The organism is Vibrio sp. B1-2 (assembly GCF_963888445.1).
GTDB lineage: Bacteria > Pseudomonadota > Gammaproteobacteria > Enterobacterales > Vibrionaceae > Vibrio > Vibrio anguillarum.
In genome coordinates this window covers 122,940-145,095 of the sequence record NZ_CAWPJH010000041.1, presented here as the reverse complement: position 1 = coordinate 145,095, position 22,156 = coordinate 122,940, and the positions used below count along the sequence as shown (strand labels likewise).

The 22,156-nt window shown below is 46.4% G+C and carries 20 protein-coding genes; 16 read left to right on the top strand and 4 right to left on the bottom strand.

Annotated elements, in window-relative coordinates; genetic code table 11:
• Positions 1–2 precede the first annotated feature (2 nt).
• The 4 genes from argC to argH all read left to right on the top strand — a co-directional run bounded on the left by argC (position 3) and on the right by argH (position 5,140).
• Positions 3–1,004 (top strand): N-acetyl-gamma-glutamyl-phosphate reductase, encoded by a 1,002-nt coding sequence (gene argC / locus AACQ75_RS13935; RefSeq protein ID WP_017049213.1) that lies wholly within the window; start codon positions 3–5, stop codon positions 1,002–1,004.
• 23 nt (positions 1,005–1,027) lie between these two features.
• Positions 1,028–1,819: an acetylglutamate kinase gene (gene argB, locus AACQ75_RS13930; protein ID WP_017049212.1), complete on the top strand. Its 792-nt coding sequence runs from the start codon at positions 1,028–1,030 to the stop codon at positions 1,817–1,819.
• Positions 1,820–1,912: 93 nt separating this feature from the next.
• The gene (locus tag AACQ75_RS13925; RefSeq protein ID WP_017043213.1) at positions 1,913–3,136 is read left to right on the top strand and encodes an argininosuccinate synthase; all 1,224 of its coding nucleotides are present in this window, start codon (positions 1,913–1,915) and stop codon (positions 3,134–3,136) included.
• 129 nt (positions 3,137–3,265) lie between these two features.
• Positions 3,266–5,140, top strand: a complete 1,875-nt coding sequence (gene argH / locus AACQ75_RS13920) for an argininosuccinate lyase (protein ID WP_013855879.1) — start codon at positions 3,266–3,268, stop codon at positions 5,138–5,140.
• Positions 5,141–5,333: 193 nt separating this feature from the next.
• On the opposite strand, the gene AACQ75_RS13915 is transcribed toward argH, so the two are convergent.
• The 3 genes from AACQ75_RS13915 to AACQ75_RS13905 all read right to left on the bottom strand — a co-directional run bounded on the left by AACQ75_RS13915 (position 5,334) and on the right by AACQ75_RS13905 (position 8,029).
• Positions 5,334–5,588, bottom strand: a complete 255-nt coding sequence (locus AACQ75_RS13915) for a DUF3624 domain-containing protein (RefSeq protein ID WP_013855880.1) — start codon at positions 5,586–5,588, stop codon at positions 5,334–5,336.
• A gap of 129 nt (positions 5,589–5,717) precedes the next feature.
• Positions 5,718–7,187 carry a dihydrolipoyl dehydrogenase gene (locus AACQ75_RS13910; RefSeq protein WP_170888927.1) on the bottom strand — a complete coding sequence of 490 codons (1,470 nt, stop codon included), beginning with the start codon at positions 7,185–7,187 and terminating at the stop codon, positions 5,718–5,720.
• 113 nt (positions 7,188–7,300) lie between these two features.
• Positions 7,301–8,029 carry a redoxin family protein gene (locus AACQ75_RS13905; protein WP_013855882.1) on the bottom strand — a complete coding sequence of 243 codons (729 nt, stop codon included), beginning with the start codon at positions 8,027–8,029 and terminating at the stop codon, positions 7,301–7,303.
• A gap of 146 nt (positions 8,030–8,175) precedes the next feature.
• On the opposite strand from AACQ75_RS13905, the gene oxyR reads away from it, so the two are divergent.
• Complete coding sequence (gene oxyR / locus AACQ75_RS13900; RefSeq protein WP_026027425.1) at positions 8,176–9,066, top strand: DNA-binding transcriptional regulator OxyR; 891 nt, start codon at positions 8,176–8,178, stop codon at positions 9,064–9,066.
• Positions 9,067–9,102: 36 nt separating this feature from the next.
• Here oxyR and AACQ75_RS13895 read toward each other — a convergent pair whose 3' ends face one another.
• Entirely contained in the window at positions 9,103–11,601 is a 2,499-nt protein-coding gene (locus AACQ75_RS13895) for a penicillin-binding protein 1A (RefSeq protein ID WP_170888852.1), read from the bottom strand.
• Positions 11,602–11,750: 149 nt separating this feature from the next.
• Here AACQ75_RS13895 and pilM point away from each other — a divergent pair, with 149 nt between their 5' ends.
• From pilM to AACQ75_RS13840, 11 genes are all read left to right on the top strand, one after another.
• Positions 11,751–12,761: a type IV pilus assembly protein PilM gene (pilM, locus tag AACQ75_RS13890; protein ID WP_170888851.1), complete on the top strand. Its 1,011-nt coding sequence runs from the start codon at positions 11,751–11,753 to the stop codon at positions 12,759–12,761.
• A complete protein-coding gene (locus AACQ75_RS13885; protein WP_170888850.1) occupies positions 12,751–13,353 on the top strand; it encodes a PilN domain-containing protein in 603 nt (200 codons plus the stop codon). The genes pilM and AACQ75_RS13885 overlap by 11 nt, the downstream gene beginning before the upstream one ends.
• The gene (locus tag AACQ75_RS13880; RefSeq protein WP_013855887.1) at positions 13,346–13,939 is read left to right on the top strand and encodes a type 4a pilus biogenesis protein PilO; all 594 of its coding nucleotides are present in this window, start codon (positions 13,346–13,348) and stop codon (positions 13,937–13,939) included. The genes AACQ75_RS13885 and AACQ75_RS13880 overlap by 8 nt, the downstream gene beginning before the upstream one ends.
• Positions 13,926–14,447, top strand: a complete 522-nt coding sequence (locus AACQ75_RS13875) for a pilus assembly protein PilP (RefSeq protein WP_170888849.1) — start codon at positions 13,926–13,928, stop codon at positions 14,445–14,447. Before AACQ75_RS13880 ends, AACQ75_RS13875 begins: the two co-directional genes overlap by 14 nt.
• A gap of 23 nt (positions 14,448–14,470) precedes the next feature.
• On the top strand, positions 14,471–16,186 hold the full coding sequence (locus AACQ75_RS13870; protein WP_017047273.1) for a type IV pilus secretin PilQ: 1,716 nt from the start codon (positions 14,471–14,473) through the stop codon (positions 16,184–16,186).
• Positions 16,187–16,372: 186 nt separating this feature from the next.
• Positions 16,373–16,894, top strand: coding sequence for a shikimate kinase AroK (gene aroK, locus AACQ75_RS13865; protein ID WP_170888848.1), 522 nt, complete (start codon positions 16,373–16,375; stop codon positions 16,892–16,894).
• 23 nt (positions 16,895–16,917) lie between these two features.
• Positions 16,918–18,006, top strand: a complete 1,089-nt coding sequence (gene aroB, locus AACQ75_RS13860; RefSeq protein ID WP_170888847.1) for a 3-dehydroquinate synthase — start codon at positions 16,918–16,920, stop codon at positions 18,004–18,006.
• 48 nt (positions 18,007–18,054) lie between these two features.
• Complete coding sequence (locus AACQ75_RS13855; RefSeq protein ID WP_013855891.1) at positions 18,055–19,554, top strand: SPOR domain-containing protein; 1,500 nt, start codon at positions 18,055–18,057, stop codon at positions 19,552–19,554.
• A gap of 69 nt (positions 19,555–19,623) precedes the next feature.
• Positions 19,624–20,454: a Dam family site-specific DNA-(adenine-N6)-methyltransferase gene (locus AACQ75_RS13850; RefSeq protein ID WP_013855892.1), complete on the top strand. Its 831-nt coding sequence runs from the start codon at positions 19,624–19,626 to the stop codon at positions 20,452–20,454.
• 112 nt (positions 20,455–20,566) lie between these two features.
• Positions 20,567–21,241 carry a ribulose-phosphate 3-epimerase gene (gene rpe, locus AACQ75_RS13845; RefSeq protein WP_013855893.1) on the top strand — a complete coding sequence of 225 codons (675 nt, stop codon included), beginning with the start codon at positions 20,567–20,569 and terminating at the stop codon, positions 21,239–21,241.
• 95 nt (positions 21,242–21,336) lie between these two features.
• Positions 21,337–22,023, top strand: a complete 687-nt coding sequence (locus AACQ75_RS13840; protein WP_170888846.1) for a phosphoglycolate phosphatase — start codon at positions 21,337–21,339, stop codon at positions 22,021–22,023.
• Positions 22,024–22,156: the final 133 nt, after the last annotated feature.

Genomic DNA, 22,156 nt, shown 5'->3' with positions numbered 1-22,156 from the left:
AGATGTTGAAAACCACAATTATCGGAGCTAGCGGTTATACCGGCGCTGAGTTGGCGTATATGGTGCAAAAACACCCACAACTCACGCTATCAGGTTTATACGTTTCCGCCAATAGCCTAGATGCTGGAAAACCAATGGCTGAGCTGCATGGCAAACTCTCCGGTATTGTCGACATGCAGGTACAACCATTAATGGATCCGGTGAGCGTTGCAAGCCAATGTGATGTGGTGTTTTTAGCTACGGCTCATGAGGTGAGCCATGATCTCGCGCCTATTTTTCTTGCGCAAAATTGTCAAGTTTTCGACCTTTCTGGTGCTTTTCGCGTCAAAGGTGATGATTTTTACCAAAATTACTATGGTTTTAAACATCAACACCCTAAATGGTTAGAAAACGCGGTTTATGGACTGGCGGAATGGAATTGTGAGGCAATTAAGCAGAGCCAATTGATCGCTGTTGCGGGTTGCTATCCAACCGCATCGCAACTTGCGATAAAGCCTTTGGTTGAAGCGGGTTTGTTAGATACAACTCAATGGCCGGTGATTAATGCCACCAGCGGTGTCACCGGCGCGGGCAGAAAAGCGACATTAACCAACAGTTTTTGTGAAGTGAGCTTACAGCCATACGGCGTGTTTACTCATCGCCACCAACCTGAAATCGTCGCCCATTTAGGATGTGATGTGATTTTTACGCCTCACTTAGGGAATTTCAAACGCGGTATTTTGGCCACCGTGACAATGAAGCTTGCATCAGGTATTTCAGAGCAACAAGTCAGCCATGCTTTTGAGAAGGCGTACGCTAACAAACCAGCGGTTCGGCTCAAATCAACCTTGCCGAGCATCAAAGATGTTGAATTTACACCATTTTGCGACCTCGGTTGGCGAGTGCAAGGTGAGCATATTATCGTCGTGTCCGCGATCGATAATTTATTAAAGGGGGCATCGAGCCAAGCGATGCAGTGTTTAAATATTCATTACGGTTTTTCTGAGCTAACGGCTTTGGTGTAACGCACCAAGCGTAAGGGTTAAATATGATAGATACAAAGCAAAATCCATTAGTGATTAAGTTAGGCGGCGCGGCGCTGTCTTGTTCTGAAACGCTAAGCAAACTGTTTGGCGCAATCGCACTGTATCAAGCCCAAGCTCAGCGACGAATTGTCATCGTGCACGGGGGCGGTTATCTCGTCGATGACCTGATGGCGAAATTACAACTAAAAACCGTGAAGAAAGAAGGTTTGCGTGTCACGCCTTATGACCAAATTCCGCTGATTGCAGGCGCGCTGGCTGGGACAGCCAACAAAATGCTGCAAGGGCAAGCGATTAAAGATGGCTTAAATGCGGTTGGTTTATCGCTCGCTGATGGCGGGCTATGCAAAGTCGAAGAGTTGGATCCAGAACTCGGCGCAGTGGGCAAGGCTTCTCCTGGTGATTCACAAATCGTGCAAGCGATTTTAGCCGCTGGTGGTTTGCCTATTATCAGCTCGATTGGCCTGACTGCTGATGGCCAAATGATGAATGTCAACGCCGATCAAGCAGCCGTTGCAGTGGCTGGCGCATTGGACGCAGAGCTCGTTCTGCTTTCCGATGTGAGCGGTGTGCTGGATGGCAAAGGCCATTTGTTGTCGAGCCTCAATGAGCAGCAGGCCAATGCGCTGATTAAAGGCAAAGTGATCACGGATGGCATGATTGTCAAAGTGAAAGCGGCGCTGGAAGCGGCAAATGATTTAGGTCGCCCGATTGAAGTGGCGACATGGCGTTACCCAGATAAGCTCAGCAAATTGTTTGCGGGCGAAAGTATCGGGACCCAATTTTTACCTCAATAAACGCATTTAATCAGTTGTTGATAACAGCTGTAAGTAATTAATCACCCAGAGCACTGACCGCCAAGCGCAGCGCCGGGAAATGGAGAAAGTAAGATGAGCAAGGTTCAAGTCAATAAAGTCGTTGTCGCATATTCTGGCGGTCTAGATACATCGGTGATCATTCCGTGGTTAAAAGAAAACTACGATTGTGAAGTGGTTGCCTTTGTTGCCGATGTCGGCCAAGGTGAAGAAGAATTGGTCGGCATCGAAGAGAAAGCGAAAGCGTCTGGCGCGTCAGAGTGTTATGTGGTCGATCTTAAAGAAGAGATGGTCGCTGAATACATCTACCCAACACTAAAAACAGGTGCTTATTACGAAGGTAAATACCTGCTTGGGACGTCAATGGCTCGCCCAATCATTGCCAAAGCGCAAGTTGAAGTAGCGCGTAAAGTGGGTGCCGATGCGCTGTGTCACGGCTGTACGGGGAAAGGTAATGACCAAGTGCGTTTTGAAGGTGCGTTTGCAGCCCTAGCGCCTGATTTACATGTGATTGCCCCTTGGCGTGAGTGGGACATCGTGAGTCGTGAAGAGTGTCTTGATTTCCTTGCTGAGCGTAACATTCCTTGCGCCGCTTCATTGACGAAAATTTACTCGCGTGATGCGAACGCGTGGCACATTTCGACCGAAGGTGGCGTGCTTGAGAGTACTTGGAACGCCCCTAATGAGGATTGCTGGGTATGGACAGTAGATCCAGAACAAGCGCCAAATGAGCCAGAGTTTGTCACACTGCAGGTCGCGAAAGGCGAAGTCGTTGGCGTCGATGGTGAACTGATGACGCCTTACAACGCACTCGTTTACCTTAATGAGAAAGGCTCTAAACACGGAGTTGGTCGTATCGACATCGTTGAAAACCGTTTGGTTGGTATGAAGTCTCGTGGTTGTTATGAAACCCCAGGAGGCACCATCATGATGGAAGCGTTGCGTGCTGTTGAGCAGTTAGTGCTCGATAAAGCCTCATTCGAATTTCGTGAAGAACTGGGTGTCAAAGCGTCGCATCTTGTATACGATGGGCGTTGGTTCACTCCGCTGCGTAAATCCATCATGGCCGCAGCCGATGAGCTGGCACAGGATGTTAATGGTGAAGTGGTTGTGAAGCTTTACAAAGGGCAAGCGACAGTGACGCAAAAACGTTCTGAAAACAGCTTGTACTCGGAAGAGTTTGCGACCTTTGGTGAAGATGTTGTGTATGACCAAAGCCACGCGGGCGGCTTCATTCGTCTCTATTCGTTGGCAAGCCGGATCAGAGCGTTGAACGAAGCGAAGAAGAATAAAGCCTAGGTTAACACCCAAGGTAGAGACACAAAAATAACAATAAAAGATCGCTCTAGTAGCGATCTTTATTATAAAAATGATTGAGCAATTTGATGTGGTCACGCTCAGTCGCGACCTAAGAGCAGGAGATACGCAATGGCATTATGGGGCGGTAGATTTACCCAAGCAGCAGACACGAGGTTCAAAGAGTTCAACGATTCACTTCGCTTTGATTACCGATTGGCTGAACAAGACATTGTGGGCTCTATAGCATGGTCAAAGGCGTTGGTGTCAGTGAATGTTTTGGGCGAAGAGGAGCAGCAAAAACTAGAACTTGCGCTCAACGAACTCAAACTGGAAGTGATGGAAGATCCTGAGCAGATCTTACGCTCTGATGCAGAAGATATTCACTCTTGGGTTGAGCAGCAGTTGATCAGCAAAGTGGGTGATTTAGGCAAAAAGCTGCACACTGGGCGCTCTCGTAATGACCAAGTCGCGACCGATTTAAAATTGTGGTGCCGCCAGCAAGGTCAGCAATTACTGTTGGGGTTAGATCGCCTGCAAACGAAACTAGTGTCGGTTGCTCAGCAGCACCAAGCGACGGTTTTGCCCGGTTATACCCACCTGCAACGTGCGCAACCAGTGACCTTTGCGCATTGGTGTTTGGCCTATGTTGAAATGTTTGAGCGTGATTACTCTCGTTTAAATGATGCGATTAAGCGCCTTGATACTTGTCCACTTGGCTCCGGCGCGCTGGCAGGTACGGCCTATCCGATTGATCGTGAACAGCTTGCTCATCATTTAGGGTTTCGCCGTGCCACGCGTAACTCGCTCGATTCAGTATCCGACCGAGATCACGTGATGGAATTGATGTCGGTGGCGTCGATCTCGATGCTGCATTTATCGCGCTTGGCGGAAGATATGATCTTCTACAACTCGGGTGAGTCTGGTTTTATCGAACTGGCTGACACCGTGACTTCGGGTTCATCCTTGATGCCGCAAAAGAAAAACCCTGATGCATTAGAGCTGATCCGTGGCAAAACTGGCCGTGTTTATGGCTCGCTTGCGGGCATGATGATGACGGTCAAAGCCTTACCATTGGCTTATAACAAAGATATGCAAGAAGACAAAGAAGGGCTGTTTGACGCGCTGGATACTTGGAACGACTGCATGGAAATGGCTGCGCTTTGCTTTGATGGCATCAAAATTAAAACCGAACGGACTTTAGAAGCGGCTAAACAAGGCTATGCCAATGCTACCGAATTAGCTGATTATTTAGTCGCCAAAGGGATCCCTTTCCGTGAAGCGCACCATATTGTGGGCGTAGCTGTGGTTGGCGCGATTGCGAAAGGGTGTGCGCTTGAAGAACTGACCCTTGCCGAGCTTAAAGAGTTTTCGTCGGTCATTGAAGATGATGTTTATGCGATCCTCACCATTGAATCTTGCTTAGAAAAACGCAGCGCTTTAGGTGGCGTTTCGCCAAAACAAGTGGCCTATGCGGTTGATCAAGCTAAAGCGCGTTTAGACAAACGTGACACCACGGCGGTGAAAGTTCGTCCTGCCCGTTTGACGGATATTGAAACGCTAGAAAGTATGGTCACTTATTGGGCGAATATGGGAGAAAATCTGCCTCGTTCACGCAATGAGTTGGTGCGCGATATTGGTTCATTTGCCGTGGCGGAACACCATGGTGAAGTGACGGGATGCGCCTCGTTATATGTCTATGACTCTGGGTTGGCTGAAATTCGTTCGCTTGGTGTAGAAGCAGGTTGGCAAGGTCAAGGACAAGGAAAAGCGATCGTCTCGTATTTGGTGAATAAAGCGCGGCAAATGGCGATTAAGAAAGTGTTTGTTCTGACTCGAACGCCAGAGTTTTTCATGAAGCATGATTTTATTCCAACCTCAAAAAGCTTACTGCCAGAGAAAGTGCTCAAAGATTGTGAACAATGCCCACGGCAGCACGCTTGTGATGAAGTGGCGCTTGAGATCAATTTGGTTGAGCAGATCATCAAGCGAGTCAACGTCGCTTAATACGTTGATTACAAACGCGATCATTGCTGTTAATGAGGCCTTGGAAAAAGATCTCAAAAAGATCGAATGATCACGGAACAATTTAAGAAAAGCGTGGTCTATAACTGTACCACTGCTTTTTCTTAGAAGAATCTAAGAAGGCCCCAAACCTACTATTGGTTCTGGGGCTTTTTCTTTTGTGCTCTTTAGCTTTTTATTTGTCGCGCCCTTGCCGCTTACGCCAAGGGAGTACCACAAACTTCATCCACAGATGTAAAAACAGCAAACCGTTAAAGGCAAAGCCCGCTATTAGCAAGCTGATCGATTCAATGGTTTTGGGGTTCTCCCTGCATAACCACCACCACACAAGCCAGCACCCAACTGACAAAACAGTGAGCTGATCCATACAACGTTGGCAGCGGCCGATTTTTTTCCAAAACCACGAAGATTGGCAGTTATTGCAAGGCATAAGCGCGTTCATTAAAGAGAAAATAACGGCAGTATAACGTGCGCGAAGGTGTGAGTCTAAGGCGTGGCTGAAACTAAAGCGTATAAAAAACGGCCGCACAAGGGCGACCGCATGAATGGATATTTAAGGTTAACAGCCCGGACCGCAGTCCATGCAATGCTTGATCATCTCAGGGCCCAAATGAAGTTTCGCGTTTAGGTCACGCAGCGCGGTGCGCACGCCTTCTTCAATTACGGGGTGATAAAAAGGCATATCCAACATCTGTGAAATCGTCATCTGATTTTGATGTGCCCACGCCAGTAAATGAGCCAAGTGCTCCGCATTCGGCCCCATCATTTCAGCGCCTAAAAATCGCCCTGTTCCTTGTTCGCCATACACATGCAATAACCCTTTATTGCGCAGCATGACGCGTGAACGGCCTTGATTTTCAAACGACACAGTACCGATAGCAAAACAGCCACAATTTCCCAAACGAGTGGTTAGCTGTTTGTAGGATTCACCGACCATCGCAATTTGTGGGTCTGAAAAAACCGCTGAGATAGAGGAACGACGAAGCCCTGCACGAATATCTGGGTAGCGGCCAGCGTTATCCCCTGCAATACGACCTTGATCGGCTGCTTCATGAAGCAGTGGCAGTTGATTACTGGCATCACCAGCAATGAAAATATTGTCTACAGAGGTTTGCAGCGTATAGTGATCGGCCGTCGGTACGCCACGCGCATCAAGGGCTATATCGGTATTTTCAATTGCCAATTTATCTACATTCGGGCGACGACCGGTTGCCGCCAACACATAGTCAACGACAAATGTCTCGAGCTGCCCTTCACGGTTGATGAATTGGATTTCAACTTTGTCGTTTTGGCCTGTTGGAGAAGCAATGCGTTTCATGCTTTCCACTTTAACGTCAGCGTCTAAATAGAATTCTTCTTTAAACGTTTTATCGGCGTAAGCCATCACATCAGGGTCGGTTAATGGGCCAACTTGTCCACCAATGCCGAACAGCTTCACTTTTACCCCTAAGCGATGTAAGGCTTGACCTAGTTCTAAGCCAATCACCCCAGGGCCAAATACGGCAACAGATTCCGGTAAGTCGTCCCACTCAAATAGGTCGTCATTAATGATTAAGCGATCGCCAAGTTCATGCCATACCGCGGGGTAGGCTGGGCGAGAACCGGTAGCAATCACGATCCGCTTGGCGCTGATTCGTGTATGGTTGTCAACTTGCAGGGTGTGGTTGTCGATAAATTGGGCGTAGCCTGAGATTTTGTCTTCAGCGGGGATCTCCTCAACGCCTTCAAGCACAAATCCGACAAAGCGGTCACGTTCACGTTTTACCCGCGCCATCACTTCACGTCCATTAATGACAATTTCACCTTGAGGATGAACACCAAAAGCAGGAGCTTTGTGGATGTGGTGGACACTTTCAGCGGCCGCAATCAGTAACTTAGATGGCATGCAGCCGACGCGAGCGCATGTGGTTCCGTATGGGCCACCTTCGATCATGACGATACTAGTCGTATGTGCTTTTGCTGCACGATAAGCGCCGAGTCCTGCGGTCCCACCACCAATAATGGCTACATCAACGTTTAACTGTTTCATCATCGCTTTCTCTAAATTTGGAATGTGAATAGTCGATGGCAACATTTAATAATGCTGTCATTGAGTCTAAATGAGGAGGATGCCCTAGGAAGATTTTCCTAGGGCAGGCGTGATTAGCCCAGGTAAGCTTCTAGCTCTTCGCTGCCGCCGATGTGTTTACCACCAACGAAAACTTGCGGAACGGTGGTACGGCCTGTGATAGCTCGTAAGCTCACTGTGGTTGCATCTTTACCCAATACCACTTCTTCATATTGAAGACCGTGGTCAATCAAGAGTTGTTTTGCTTTAGTGCAGAATGGGCAACCTGGTTTAGTAAATACGGTAACCGATTCTTGTGTTTTATAGTTAGGTGCAATGTATTTCAGCATGGTGTCAGCATCTGATACTTTGAACGGGTCACCCGGTTCATCAGCTTCGATAAACATTTTTTCGATGATGCCATCTTTGACTAACATGCTGTAACGCCATGAACGTTTGCCAAAACCGATTTGGCTTTTATCAACTAACATACCCATGCCGTCAGTAAATTCGCCATTGCCATCAGGAATGAAAGTAATATTCTCTGCTTCTTGGTCTGCTTTCCAAGCATTCATCACAAAGGTATCGTTCACCGAAACACATAGGATGTCATCAACGCCATGCTCTTTAAACACCGGGTACAGTTCGTTGTAACGCGGCAAGTGGCTTGATGAACAGGTTGGGGTGAAGGCACCTGGCAAGCTAAATACGATAACGGTTTTACCTTTGAATAATTGATCTGTTGTGAGATTAACCCAAGCATCACCTTGACGAGTAGGGAAAGTGACTTGTGGTACCGCTTGGCCTTCTTTAGATACTAACATTCTATTTTCCTTGTGATTTTCTAAGTTAGGTTATGATTTTAAGAGCCGCTGCTCTCATTTGTTGAAGCCATTATGGAAGAAAACCTTTGATAGCTCCAATCGTTTGATGCTATGGTTTTGATAGGTGGATTCTATTGAGATTGAAGATGAACATTCGTGATTTTGAGTACTTAGTATCATTAGCTGAACATAAACATTTTCGTAAAGCAGCAGAAGCTTGTTTTGTGAGCCAGCCAACACTCAGTGGCCAGATCCGCAAACTGGAGGATGAGCTGGGAACAGTATTATTAGAGCGCAGCAGTCGCCGAGTATTGTTCACCGATTCGGGCCTGCAATTGGTCGATCAGGCCAAGCGTATTTTAAGTGAAATCAAAACCTTCAGAGATATGGCTAGCGGCCAGGGTGGCTCGATGAGTGGTCCTATCCATATTGGATTCATTCCCACTTTAGGCCCCTACCTTTTGCCGCGTATTGTGCCTTTTTTAAAAGAGCAATTTCCTGAACTGGAGCTCTATTTACACGAAGCGCAAACCCAACAGCTTGTGCGCCAGCTAGAGGATGGAAAACTCGATTGTTTAGTGTTGGCCTCCGTTGCGGAAACGGCTCATTTTAAAGAGATTGATCTGTATGACGAAGCATTGAGTATTGCCGTGCCTAGTGGGCATGAATGGGCTGCAAAAAGTGAAGTAAGTATGTTGGATTTGAAAGGGCGAACGGTATTGGCTTTAGGTGACGGTCATTGCTTACGCGATCAAGCCTTAGGTTTCTGTTTTGCGGCAGGCGCAAAAGATGACGAACGTTTTAAAGCGACCAGCTTAGAGACGCTGCGTAATATGGTCGCAGCGGGTGGGGGAATTACCCTGTTACCTGAGCTCTCTTTACCAGATGTCAAAGAGAAGGATGGCGTTTGTTACCTTAAAGCGGTCAACCCGCAGCCTTCACGCCGCTTAGTATTAGCTTATCGGCCGGGATCGCCGCTGAGGCAGCGTTTTGAGCAGTTGGCTCACGCAATCAAAACAAAGCTAAATGAGAAATAAAAAAAGAGGCTAAATGTAGCCTCTTTTTACTGAGCTTTAGAATAGCTCTTCACCTGTAGGTGAAGAGTAGATGTTGTCAGAGACACTCTCTGCGACATACTCGGTTGGCTCAGTGCCTTGAATGAAGTATTCAAACATCGAACTTGAATCAAACTTATTGGTTAATAAGCCGGTATCGATATCGATTCTTACCCGCACAATATTGGCGGGAATGGGTTTGTCTTGCGCTGGCACATCGAGCAGTACTTGACGCATAAAATCAATCCAAGCAGGTTGTGCCGTTTTTGCTCCCGCTTCCGCACCGGATACACCATCGTCATCTACATTGCTGTTTTCGGTTGTCCTACCTAAGTTGCGGTTATGATCATCAAATCCGACCCAAGCAATAGCGACCATGCCCGGTGCATAGCCGTTGTACCACGCATCTTTGGAGTCATTGGTCGTTCCTGTTTTACCACCAATATCACGACGCCCCAGCTTTTGTGCACGCCAGCCTGTACCATTCCAACCCGTTCCTTCACGCCAATTTCCGCCACCCCAAATATTGCTGTACATCATCTCTCGGACAAGAAATGCGTTTTGTTCGGAAATTACTTGTGGAGCATAGTGCGATGCAACATCTTGCTCATCGAACTCATTTGTGTCTGGGGTGCATTGCTGTTGGCAAACGACTTTTGGTGTGGCTTGATACTCAAGTTTGCCAAAGGGATCTTCAACTTTGCTGATGTAATAGGGTTCAACATAATAGCCGCCATTGGCAAACACGGAATAGCCTTGCGCCATCTTAACCGGCGTTAAGCTTCCCGCACCTAAGGCAATGGTTTCTGAGCGTGGTACTTGGTCAATATCAAAACCAAAGCGAGTGAGATACTCACGTGTTTCATCCAGCCCAACAGCGCGTAGCACTCTCACCGCCATCACGTTTTTGGATTGAGCCAAGCCAACGCGAAGACGAGTTGGGCCAATATAAGTCGGTGGTGAGTTTTTAGGACGCCATGCTGTACCTTGGCTTTGGTCCCACTGGTTAATCGGCGCATCATTAATGAGCGTCGCTAAGGTCATGCCTTTATCGATGGCGGCAGAGTAGATAAAGGGTTTAATACTTGAGCCGACTTGACGCACCGATTGAGTCGCACGGTTAAATTTATTGTGCACAAAGTTAAAGCCGCCAACCAGCGCCAGTACCGCACCATTTTCTGGGTTCATGGCAACAAAGGCAGTGTTGGCATTGGGTACTTGGCTTAAGTACCACTGTGGTACTTCGTCGGTGGTATGGTCATCACTGTATTCAGCACGATTACGTACCCAAATTTGTTCACCAGCGGCGATGATTTCCGTCGCTGTACTCGGAACTGGTCCTTGTCGAGAATCAGTTAAGAAACGGCGAGCCCAGTTCATGCCTTGCCATTCAATGGTCTGCAATCCTTGGTTCTTAACCCAAACCGTAGCCGATTGGCTGCTTACGTGGGTAACGACGGCTGGTAATAAATCTCCATAAGTCGGTTCATTATTTAAGTGCTCGGCCAGTTGCTGTTCATTCAATGGCGTTTGGCCTTCTTTCCAAACTACTTTTTCAGCACCGCGATAGCCATGACGCTCATCATAGGCGAGTAGGTTATTGATTGCAGCTTTACTCGCGGCTTGCTGCTGTTTGGAATCTACCGTTGTGGTGACAATCATGCCAGAGGTATAGGCCGACTCTTCACCATAGCGCTCCACCATCCATGAACGGGCGATTTCTGCCACATAAGGTGCATTAAGTTCAATTTCAGCACCGTGGTATTTCGACATTAAGGGCTCAGAGCGGGCTTGCGCATATTGCGCTGGGGTTATGTATTTCTCATCAAGCATTCTCTGTAGCACCACGTTACGGCGGTTAGTCGCGCGATCTAGAGAATAGATAGGGTTCATGGTTGAAGGTGCTTTGGGAAGTCCTGCAATCAGGGCAATTTCACTCAGCGTTAAATCTTTGACTTCTTTTCCAAAATAAACTTGGGCTGCCGCTCCAATTCCATACGATCGGTAACCGAGATAAATTTTATTGAGATAAAGCTCTAGGATTTCTTTTTTCGTCAGCAATTGTTCGATATGAATAGCGATAAAAATCTCTTTGATTTTTCGCATGATCTTCTTCTCATTAGAGAGATAGAAGTTACGAGCAAGCTGCTGAGTAATGGTACTTGCACCTTGTTTAGCGCTACCTGAGGCGATCACAGCGACCGCAGCACGAGTGATACCAATTGGGTCAAAACCATAGTGTTCATAGAAGCGACTATCTTCGGTGGCGATAATCGCTTCGATAAGTTCAGGCGGGATCTCTTCAATACGCAACGGAACTCGGCGCTTTTCTCCAAATTGGGCGATGAGCTTGCCATCTTGACTATAGACCTGCATCGGTGTCTGCAATTGTACATCACGTAAAGTCGCTACATCGGGGAGGTCTGGCTTCACGTAAAAATAGAAGCCAAATATCGTAGTGACTCCAAGAATAATGCAAATCAATGAAAGTAATAACAATCGCTTTATGAACTTCACCGGATAATCCCTGTTTAGTTAAGGCTGCCCTTATGCAAACCCTTGTACTCTAGGCTAAAAATTTAGCTCTAAAAATAAATTGTGGCTTATTTAACCTCAAAATAAGCAAATCGAGCTAAGCCTAAGCAGCGTTACTGGAGCTAAGCCGTATGGGTAAATCATTGGTTACGGGTATAGATATTGGCCACCATAGTATTAAAGCGGTGGTGTTAAAGCTAGCGGGTGATTCATATGCACTCGTCGGTTATAAAGAATTATTTATTACTGAGGACATATTCTCCGATAACCACACGCTGGATTATCAGAAAATTGTAAAGAAACTCAAAGAACTAAGAAAGGGTTTACCGCTATTTAGTCGCAAAGTCGCCATATCGGTACCGGACAATGCAGTAATAAGTAAGGTATTACAGATAGATAGTGACCTGCAGGCGCGTGAAAAAGAGTTTGCTATTTATCAGGCATTTTCTCATCAGTCACCGTTCCCGATAGAAGAACTGAGTCTCGATTTCGTCAAAGTGATGGAAAAAAGCGTGAGTCGCAGTAGCACCGTAAGTTATCAAGTTTACGCCACTCGTAAAGACGTCGTGGAAAGCCGTGCGTTAGCGGCTCAAAAAGCGGGCTTTTTACCGATCGCGGTTGATGTGCAAATACACAGTTTGTTAAACATTTGGCAGTTGGCGAGCAGGGCACAACATCGCAGCGATTGGATGCTCATGGATGTGGGCCATACCCAAACGGCGCTCTGTATTGATTTTACTGATAAAGCCCCTTTTCATAAAGAGATCCCTCTCGGTTGTCAGTGGTTGTCCCAAGACAGCGCGATGTCGGGCACCAATGCCGAATTAGCCGATAAAAACGAGCGCCTTGTGCATGAGTTGATCGAGCGACTTCAACGTCAGTTGCAGCTTTTCACCTCCGTCAATGGCGCGGGCAGTTTAGCAGGCATTTGGCTCTCAGGTGGTGGCGCAGATACTCCGATGTTGGCGCAAGAGATTTCGCGGCGTCTCAAGCTTGAGTGCGAGATTCTCGATCCCTTCCGTCTGTTTAACAATAAGTTAGCGAGACGCCAGCGAGGTAAGCAATCTGGGCAGAGTTTTAGCACCGCGGCTGGCCTTGCACTGCGTGGTATCGAGTGGTTGGAGTCTTCTCATGTTGCATAGCATTAACTTACTGCCTTGGCGAGAGGAACAAAGAGCGGCGCATAAGCGTCGTTTTATGGGCTTGGTCGTCTTAGGTGTGATGAGCGCTGTTGGTATTCAATGGGGTATCGGTTTGTATTTCTCTGGGCAAGCGCAGCAGCAAGAGTCTCGTCTGGCCTATTTGAATCAATACATTCAGCAGCTTGATAAACAGATCAATGCATTAAAAATGACGGAACAAGAACACAAGGCACTATTAACTCGCTTATCGGTTGTTGAGTCATTGCAAAGTCAACGCAATAAAACCACCGAGTTGATGAACTTGATGCCACAGCTTATGCCTGAAGGAGTCTACGTCGATAAGATCAAAATGAATGGTGAAGAAATTGAAATTACGGGCATCAGTGACAGCACTGCGCGTCTTGCGACCATGCTCGATAATTTTGAAAAATCAGCCTTACTTTCCGATGTCAACATGCACTCTATCGTGCACGGTAATAAGCGATTTGGTAAGGAGTTTCAGACGTTTAAAGTGTCATTTATGTTTCATTCCCCGACACCACAGGGCGCTGCACTAACCAAGATTCGGCCTATAGGAGCTGTCCATGACTAGTTTTCAAGATCTTGATATGGATGAAATGGCTGAATGGCCGTTGCTGCCTCAACTGCTGGTTATTTTGGTGTTGATGCTGATTATTCAAGGCGTTGGCGCGTGGTTCTATCTTATGCCTCAAAATGAGCAATTGCAGAACTTAAAACAGCAAGAAGAGGTGCTGAAATCGACCTTACGGATTAAGGCCAGCAAAGCTGCTACCTTACCCCAGTTGCAAGCTCAACTGGATGAATTAACTGAACGTTATGATTTTTTATTACGCCAATTACCCGTGCAAAAAGAGCTCGCAAGCATGCTCGCGTCGGTCAATGAACTAGGGCTAGATAACGCGTTAACCTTTACACGTATTGATTGGGGAGAAAAACAGAATAAAGAGTTTCTGTATCGTTTGCCGCTCAATATCGAATTAACTGGGAATTACCACGACATTGGTGATTTCTCAGAGGCGATCGCGAAATTGCCCCGCATTATTAATTTCGATGATGTTGATTGGCAACGGGTTAGCCAGGAAAGCAGCACGTTGCATTTTAGGGTGCGCGCTTATACCTATCAATTCAAGCAAGAGGTGGACGATGAAAAACAATAATCTGCTGCTGATGGTGCTGTTTAGTACCAGTGTATTGGTTGGTTGTAAGGCGAATCAAGATTCATTGAAGGTTTATGTGGAGCAGGTCGAGGGGCAAGCACGCAAAGAAGTTTCCAAATTAAAACCCATTATTCAATTTGAAGTTGCTCATTATGCGCAACATGAATCCCGCGAACCTTTTGTGCTGCCTAAAGAAGCTATTGTACAAAATCAGCCTGTAGTGAAGGCAGACTGCTGGCAACCTCCGGCTCGCAGTAAAAATGGCCAACTAGAGCGCTATCCGCTTAATCAACTTCGATTAAAAGGCGTGATGAGTAGCGGGGGCGCGGTATCGGCATTAGTGCAAGCGCCCCAAGGCAAGGTCGTCAACGTGAAAGCGGGACAATATTTAGGTTTGAATCACGGCAAAGTTACTCGAGTTAATTCCAATTACCTGCTGATCAATGAAACCTTGCCAGACGGCTTAGGTTGTTGGAATCAACGTAACGTCAAATTGGCTCTGAAATAGAATTTGAATTTAGAGAAATCACTATGATTAAAGGACTACAGACACAAATGACTATGGTATTTCGGAGCCTCTTATTTGGCTTATTATTGAGTGTGGCAGGGCTAAGTGTGGCGGCAGAAACGACGCAGACCAACGAGCTTAAAGGCATTGATTTTCGAGTCAATAAAAACAAAGACGCTGTATTGATTGTTGAACTCGCATCACCTTCGACAGTAGTTAATGTGCAGAAAGTGGCTGACGGTTTACAAATTGAACTGCTTAAGACGGATGTCTCCAATGAGAAACTGTATGTCTTGGACGTCAAAGATTTTGCAACCGTTGTTGAGAGTATCGAGGTATTGCGCAAAGAGCCAAGTACACAGTTACTAGCGACCATTCATGGCGAGTTTAAGTATGATTACAGCTTGAAAGGGAAATACCTTGAGGTGGTGATTGGCAAACTGAAAGAACAAGAAAAACCTAAGCCGAAGAGCATTCTTGAGAAAGAGGGCAAGCTTATCTCGATTAACTTTCAAGATATTCCTGTGCGAAATGTTTTGCAGCTTATCGCAGATTATAACGCGTTTAACCTAGTCGTCTCAGATTCGGTCACTGGTAATCTGACGCTACGGCTTGATGGCGTGCCTTGGCAGCAAGTGCTCGATATCATTTTGCAAGTCAAGGGATTAGATAAACGTGTTGACGGCAATGTGATTTTAGTTGCACCTAAAGAAGAGTTGGATTTACGTGAAAAGCAGCAGCTTGAAAAAGCACGTTTGGCTGAAGAGTTGGGCGATCTGCGTTCTGAAATCATCAAAATTAATTTTGCTAAGGCGTCTGATATTGCGCAGATGATTGGCGGCGAAGGGGCAGTCAGCATGTTGTCTGAGCGAGGTTCCATCAGTATCGACGAGCGAACCAACTCACTGCTGATCCGCGAATTGGCTGAGAATATTGTGGTGATACGCCAAATTATTGAATCGCTCGATATCCCGGTCAAACAGGTACAGATTGAAGCGCGCATTGTTACGGTCAACGAAGGTAATTTGGATGAACTTGGCGTACGCTGGGGCTTTACTTCGACCAATGGCAACAACACCGCAGGCGGAAGTATTGAAAGTAATTTATTCCAAGTGGGCAAGTTGGGGGAAAGCACATTGCCCGTTGATGACTTCCTTAACGTAAACTTAGCGGCGACCTCCGCTAACGCCTCAAGTATTGCCTTCCAAGTGGCTAAGTTGGGGTCGGATATGTTGTTGGATTTAGAGCTTTCAGCGCTACAACGTGAGTCGAAAGCGGAGATCATTTCCAGCCCTCGTTTGATCACGACCAACAAGAAACCCGCTTATATCGAGCAGGGTACGGAGATCCCTTATCTGGAGTCTTCTTCCAGCGGGGCAACGACAGTCGCCTTCAAAAAAGCGGTGCTGAGTTTAAAAGTAACGCCGCAGATAACGCCGGATAATCGTTTAGTGTTAGATCTCAGTGTCACTCAAGACCGGCCTGGGGATATTGTAAAAACAGGGACGGGAGAAGCGGTTGCAATTAATACTCAGCGTATTGGCACTCAAGTATTGGTCAATAATGGAGAAACCGTGGTCCTTGGTGGAATATTCCAACATAGCGTCAACAATACGGTAGATAAGGTGCCATTACTTGGTGATTTGCCATTACTTGGTGCATTGTTCCGCCGTTCCTATGAGCAAGTGGGCAAAAGTGAGCTGCTGATTTTCGTGACACCGAAAGTCGTCATTCAATAACTTACGGCTGATATTGCGATTGGTTAAAAAATAAAGTTGCATTAGTGGCACCATATCTAGATAATTTCGGGTCTTATCACGAATCATCTGTGAGGAATAGGTGCCACGAGCGTCTTAACGGTCAGTATTATACTGGCTAATCTTGTGGCGATGTCATTGAATTAACGTTGTAAATTACTGCTAAACATGGCTGAGAAACGCAATATTTTCCTTGTTGGCCCAATGGGCGCCGGCAAAAGTACAATTGGTAGACATCTTGCTCAACAACTGCATATGGAGTTTTTAGACTCAGATACAGTCATTGAAGAGCGTACAGGCGCAGATATCGCATGGGTATTTGACGTCGAAGGTGAAGAGGGCTTCCGTAAACGTGAGGAAGCTGTAATTAATGACCTAACCGAGAAACAAGGTATTGTACTCGCAACAGGCGGTGGTTCTGTTAAGAGTAAAGAAAACCGTAATCGTTTATCTGCTCGTGGTATTGTGGTCTACCTTGAAACGACGATTGAAAAACAACTTGCACGCACGAACCGTGACAAAAAACGGCCATTGCTTCAAACAGACAATCCACGTGAAGTCTTAGAATACTTGGCTGATGAACGTAACGATCTTTACGCTGAGATCGCTGATTTTACGGTTCGTACTGACGATCAAGGTGCAAAAGTGGTAGCCAACGAGATCGTAAAAATGCTAGAAGAACATTCCTAAGTTCTTTATTTGGAGTGCAAACCATGGAACGGATTACGGTCAGTTTAGATGAGCGTAGCTACCCAATCTCAATTGGCGCCGGATTATTTAATGATCCGGCCCTCCTTTCTTTCTTATCGGCCAAACAAAAAGTCGTCGTCATCAGTAATGTGACGGTCGCGCCTTTGTACGCGGATAAAATCTTCGCCCTTCTTGCACCGCATGCTTGTAACGTCTCCTTGCTTGAACTGCCAGATGGCGAGCAGTACAAAACTTTAGATACATTTAACACGGTGATGAGTTACCTGCTGGAAGGTAATTACAGCCGTGATGTGGTGATCATCGCTTTAGGTGGTGGCGTGATTGGTGATTTAGTTGGATTCGCCGCAGCCTGTTATCAGCGCGGAGTCGATTTTATCCAAATACCGACCACGCTGCTTTCGCAAGTGGACTCCTCCGTTGGCGGTAAAACCGCAGTCAATCATGCTTTAGGTAAAAACATGATTGGTGCATTTTATCAGCCGAAAGCCGTCATTATTGATACTGAATGTTTGGCGACTTTACCTGCGCGAGAATTTGCCGCTGGTATGGCGGAAGTGATCAAATATGGCATCATTTACGATCATGATTTCTTTGTCTGGTTGGAAGATAATCTCGATAAACTCTATGCCTTAGATGAGCAAGCGCTAAGTTATGCCATCGCTCGCTGCTGTCAAATTAAAGCCGATGTGGTCGCTCAAGATGAAAAAGAGTCGGGAATTCGCGCGTTGTTGAACCTAGGTCATACATTTGGTCATGCGATTGAAGCGCAGCTCGGGTATGGTAATTGGCTACACGGTGAAGCGGTTTCTGCCGGAACGGTGATGGCCGCTAAAACGGCGCAGTTACAAGGTTTAATTAACGATCAGCAAGTTGAGCGGATTGTTTCTATACTCAAAAGAGCAAATTTACCGATTCATACGCCCGAAAGCATGTCGTTTTCTGACTTTATGCAACACATGATGCGTGATAAAAAAGTGCTTTCAGGCGAACTACGTTTGGTGCTACCAACCAGTATTGGTACATCACAAGTAGTGAAAGGTGTACCCGAAGCGGTCATTGAACAAGCGATTGACTTCTGCCGCACCCTGTAAATCTTCATTGATACTAATTTGACAGTTGTCTGTCAGTAGGACGGCCTAATGAGTTTGGCGAATGAATTACGTATATTGGAATTAGATTCGCAAGTCGAGCTACTTGAGCGTTTGCAATTATTGACCAATTTTGGCTCAAATGTCATTACCGTTGGTGGTGGATTAGGTTTTGGTAAATCTTGGTTAGCGCAGCGTTATTTAGAAGCGTGGGCCGAAGATAAAAACCAATCGCTGTTGCTGTGTCATCCCAATCAAGATGACCAGCAGCGTCGAGCGACCATTCTTACCCAAATCGTTTCAGGCCCGTTATTTAATCCTCACGATACACTTTCTGACAGCTTAGCTCGCCTGCTAGATGGTGGCGGTTGTGATGTGGTGATTGTTGTTGATGACGCTCATCTACTCTCCGAAACCTTAGTGTCTGAGCTATGGATGCTGGTGTTAGAAGCACAAGCCAATCCATTGTGGACCATCAATGTCGTATTATTTGCACAAGCTAATAGCCTTGATGCTTTGCTGACTCGTTTAAGCTACGGACAAGAGCATAAACCCGTAGAGCTTGAGATTGAAGCCCTAAGCAATGAAGAAGCGGATCGCTTTTTTGAAAATCTGGTCATGCGTTATGTACCCGATGAGATGGAGCGCCGCGTACGCAACGCTTACAAAAAGGTGAAACGCGTGCCTGGGGAAATCATGGCATTAGGAGAGCAGAAAATGGAAAAAAGGATCATCATCCGTTCGATTATCGGTTCTCCTGTGCAGATCGCTGCCTTGGTTTTACTGCTTCTGCTCATCATCGGTGGTGGTTACTGGTGGCTATTCACCCAGCCCTCACCCGATGAGCAAGCGTCGCAAATTACAGGCACACTCGAGCAGACGGTGATTCCGACGCTAGGGGATGCTGCTGCACCAACAGTCAATACGCTTAACGATGATTCAGCAACTGACGCCACCAATAATGGGAAGGAGCTTGCGAAAAGTGACCCGAGTTATTTAGATGCTGAAGATGATTCCAGTTCGTTACCACCCGATGTGATGGAGAATTCAGAGAGCGTGGGCATAATTGACAGCGATCAGCAACGAGTGGTGATTGAGTCTGATGTTGTGGATGCTCTTTTGGAAGGCAATTCGACCAAAGCCGATACGTCAGTGATTAATAATGCACTTGCTGATGCACAAAACCGCACGGCGCAAACTGTGCCAGTAAGTGAGACTGCCACTGCTGCTGCGCCAACGAAAATCACCTTCTCCTTTGCGAGAGAAGAACTCAAAGCCTTCTCGCCACGCAGTTATACTTTGCAATTAGCGGCAGTCAGTTCGCTTGCTGAAGCACAAAACTTTATTAACACCTACGCGCTGCAAGAAAAGGTGCGTATTTATCCGACAGCACGCAATGATGTGGAGTGGTACATCATCACCTATGGTAATTATCCAACCATCCAGTTTGCGCGTGATGCCGTGGAAACCTTACCGAAAGCGTTGCAATTGCAAGGCCCTTGGGCCAAATCGCTCAGCCAAGTACAGCGAGAGATTGATCGTGCGAAATAACGCTGAGCTTGACGCAAAAATATGTTACATTCCGCAGCCTTATTTCGTGGTTGAAAGATAGAGCAGTAAATGAAGAAGCAGCGTGCCTTTCTTAAATGGGCTGGTGGTAAGTATGGCCTAGTCGAAGAGATTCAACGTCACCTGCCGCCAGCGCGTAAACTGGTTGAACCCTTTGTTGGTGCTGGCTCTGTGTTCCTCAATACTGATTTTGAACAGTATTTGTTGGCCGATATCAATCCTGATCTCATCAACTTGTACAACCTGATCAAAGATCAACCTGAACTGTACATCACCGAATCTAAGCGTTGGTTCACGGCCGATAACAACCGTAAAGAAGCGTATCTCGATATTCGCAAAGAGTTCAATAAAACCGATGATGTACTGTATCGTTCGTTGGCGTTTTTATACATGAACCGTTTTGGTTTTAATGGTTTATGTCGCTACAACAAAAAAGGCGGTTTCAATGTGCCTTTTGGTTCCTACAAAAAGCCTTATTTCCCGCAAGCAGAATTGGAGTTTTTTGCCGAGAAAGCCAAGAAAGCGACCTTTATTTGCGAAGGATACGAAGAGACGTTTCGTCGTGCTCGCAAGGGCTGTGTTGTCTATTGCGATCCGCCATACGCGCCACTCTCTACTACCGCCAATTTTACTTCTTATTCTGGTAATGGCTTTTCATTGGATGATCAAGCCTCATTGGCCGATGTCGCTGAAAAAGCCGCCAATGATCGTGGCATACCGGTACTGATTTCCAATCATGACACTAAGTTAACGCGCCGTTTATATCATGGTGCAGAACTTAACGTGGTCAAGGTTAAGCGCACCATTAGCCGTAATGGAGCAGGGCGCAACAAAGTAGATGAGTTGTTGGCACTGTTCAATACAGCGGAATGCGAAGGTTAACATTTCGCAGTTAAATCGGGTGTCGCGCTAGGATATCTTGGCCAGCTTAGGTAGAATTGCGGGCGAATTTTGCTCATCACGCATTTGCGCCCACTAGCCTAAGAGGTCAGGTATGAAAGATTTCCTAATTGCCCCATCTATACTCTCAGCAGATTTTGCTCGTCTTGGCGAAGATGTTGAGAAAGTGCTTGCCGCTGGGGCAGACGTTGTCCATTTTGATGTAATGGATAACCACTACGTTCCCAACTTGACCTTTGGTGCTCCGATTTGTAAGGCGCTGCGTGACTATGGTGTTACGGCACCGATTGATGTTCACCTGATGGTGAAACCAGTTGATCGCATCATTCCTGATTTTGCCAAAGCAGGGGCTTCGATGATCACTTTTCATGTGGAAGCTTCTGATCACGTTGATCGCACATTGCAATTGATCAAAGAGCACGGATGCCAAGCGGGTGTAGTGCTCAACCCAGCTACGCCACTTGCGCATCTCGAATTTATTATGGATAAAGTGGACCTCATTTTACTGATGTCGGTTAACCCTGGTTTTGGTGGCCAATCTTTTATTCCGCATACGTTGGATAAACTGCGCGCGGTGCGTCAATTGATTGAGCAATCGGGTCGTCATATCCGCCTTGAGATTGATGGTGGGGTCAAAGTCGATAACATTCGTGAAATTGCACAAGCGGGCGCAGATATGTTTGTCGCAGGCTCGGCTATTTTTGGTCAACCTAATTACCAAACTGTGATTGATGAGATGCGCGCAGAATTAGCCAAAGTGGCGCGCTAAGTCATAATACTGACTACACCTCAATAATCACCACGCAACACACTTATAACGCAGCAAGGGGCTTTGTGCCCCTTGTCTATTATTCGGAAGTTAAGATGTCTTTAAGCTCAATTAAATTAATCGCCTTTGATCTCGATGGTACCTTGCTCGACAGCGTGCCAGATTTAGCAGTAGCCGCCGACCAAGCGGTACAATCGTTAGGCTATTCATCAGTATCAGAAATGCAAGTGCGTGATTATGTCGGTAATGGTGCAGATGTGCTGATCGCTCGCTCACTTAGCCAAAGTTTAACCATCAACCCTGATCTTAGCGATGAGATCAAAGCCACCGCTCGTGAGCGTTTTGATGAATTTTATGCCCAAACGGGCCATAAACTGAGCCATTTATATCCCCAAGTGAAAGAAACCTTAGCGCAGCTACACAGTGCTGGATTCACATTAGCTTTGGTGACCAATAAACCGTCTAAGTTTGTACCTGACGTATTGGTACAACATGGTATTGAGCACTTTTTTAGTGATGTGATTGGTGGTGATACCTTCCCGATCAAAAAACCTGATCCAATGGCGCTTAACTGGCTATTGGATAAACATCAACTAACGGCCAAGAAAATGTTGATGGTTGGGGATTCGAAAAACGATATTTTAGCGGCTAAAAATGCGGGTTGTTATTCGTTTGGTTTGACTTATGGCTACAATCACGGTGAGCTCATTTCAGCTTCCAACCCTGATTACGTGGCGGACTGTATCGACCAATTGCTTGATGTGTTGCGAGTTTCAGCATAAAAGTTCACACAATGCGCTAGTAAAATACTCGTCAATGAGTACACTGCATAAACCGCGTTATCGCTAAATCAAGTATCACTTAGCGAATAAGCGCGGTTTTTTTCACAGACATTTTCAGTCTTATCTCATTTTA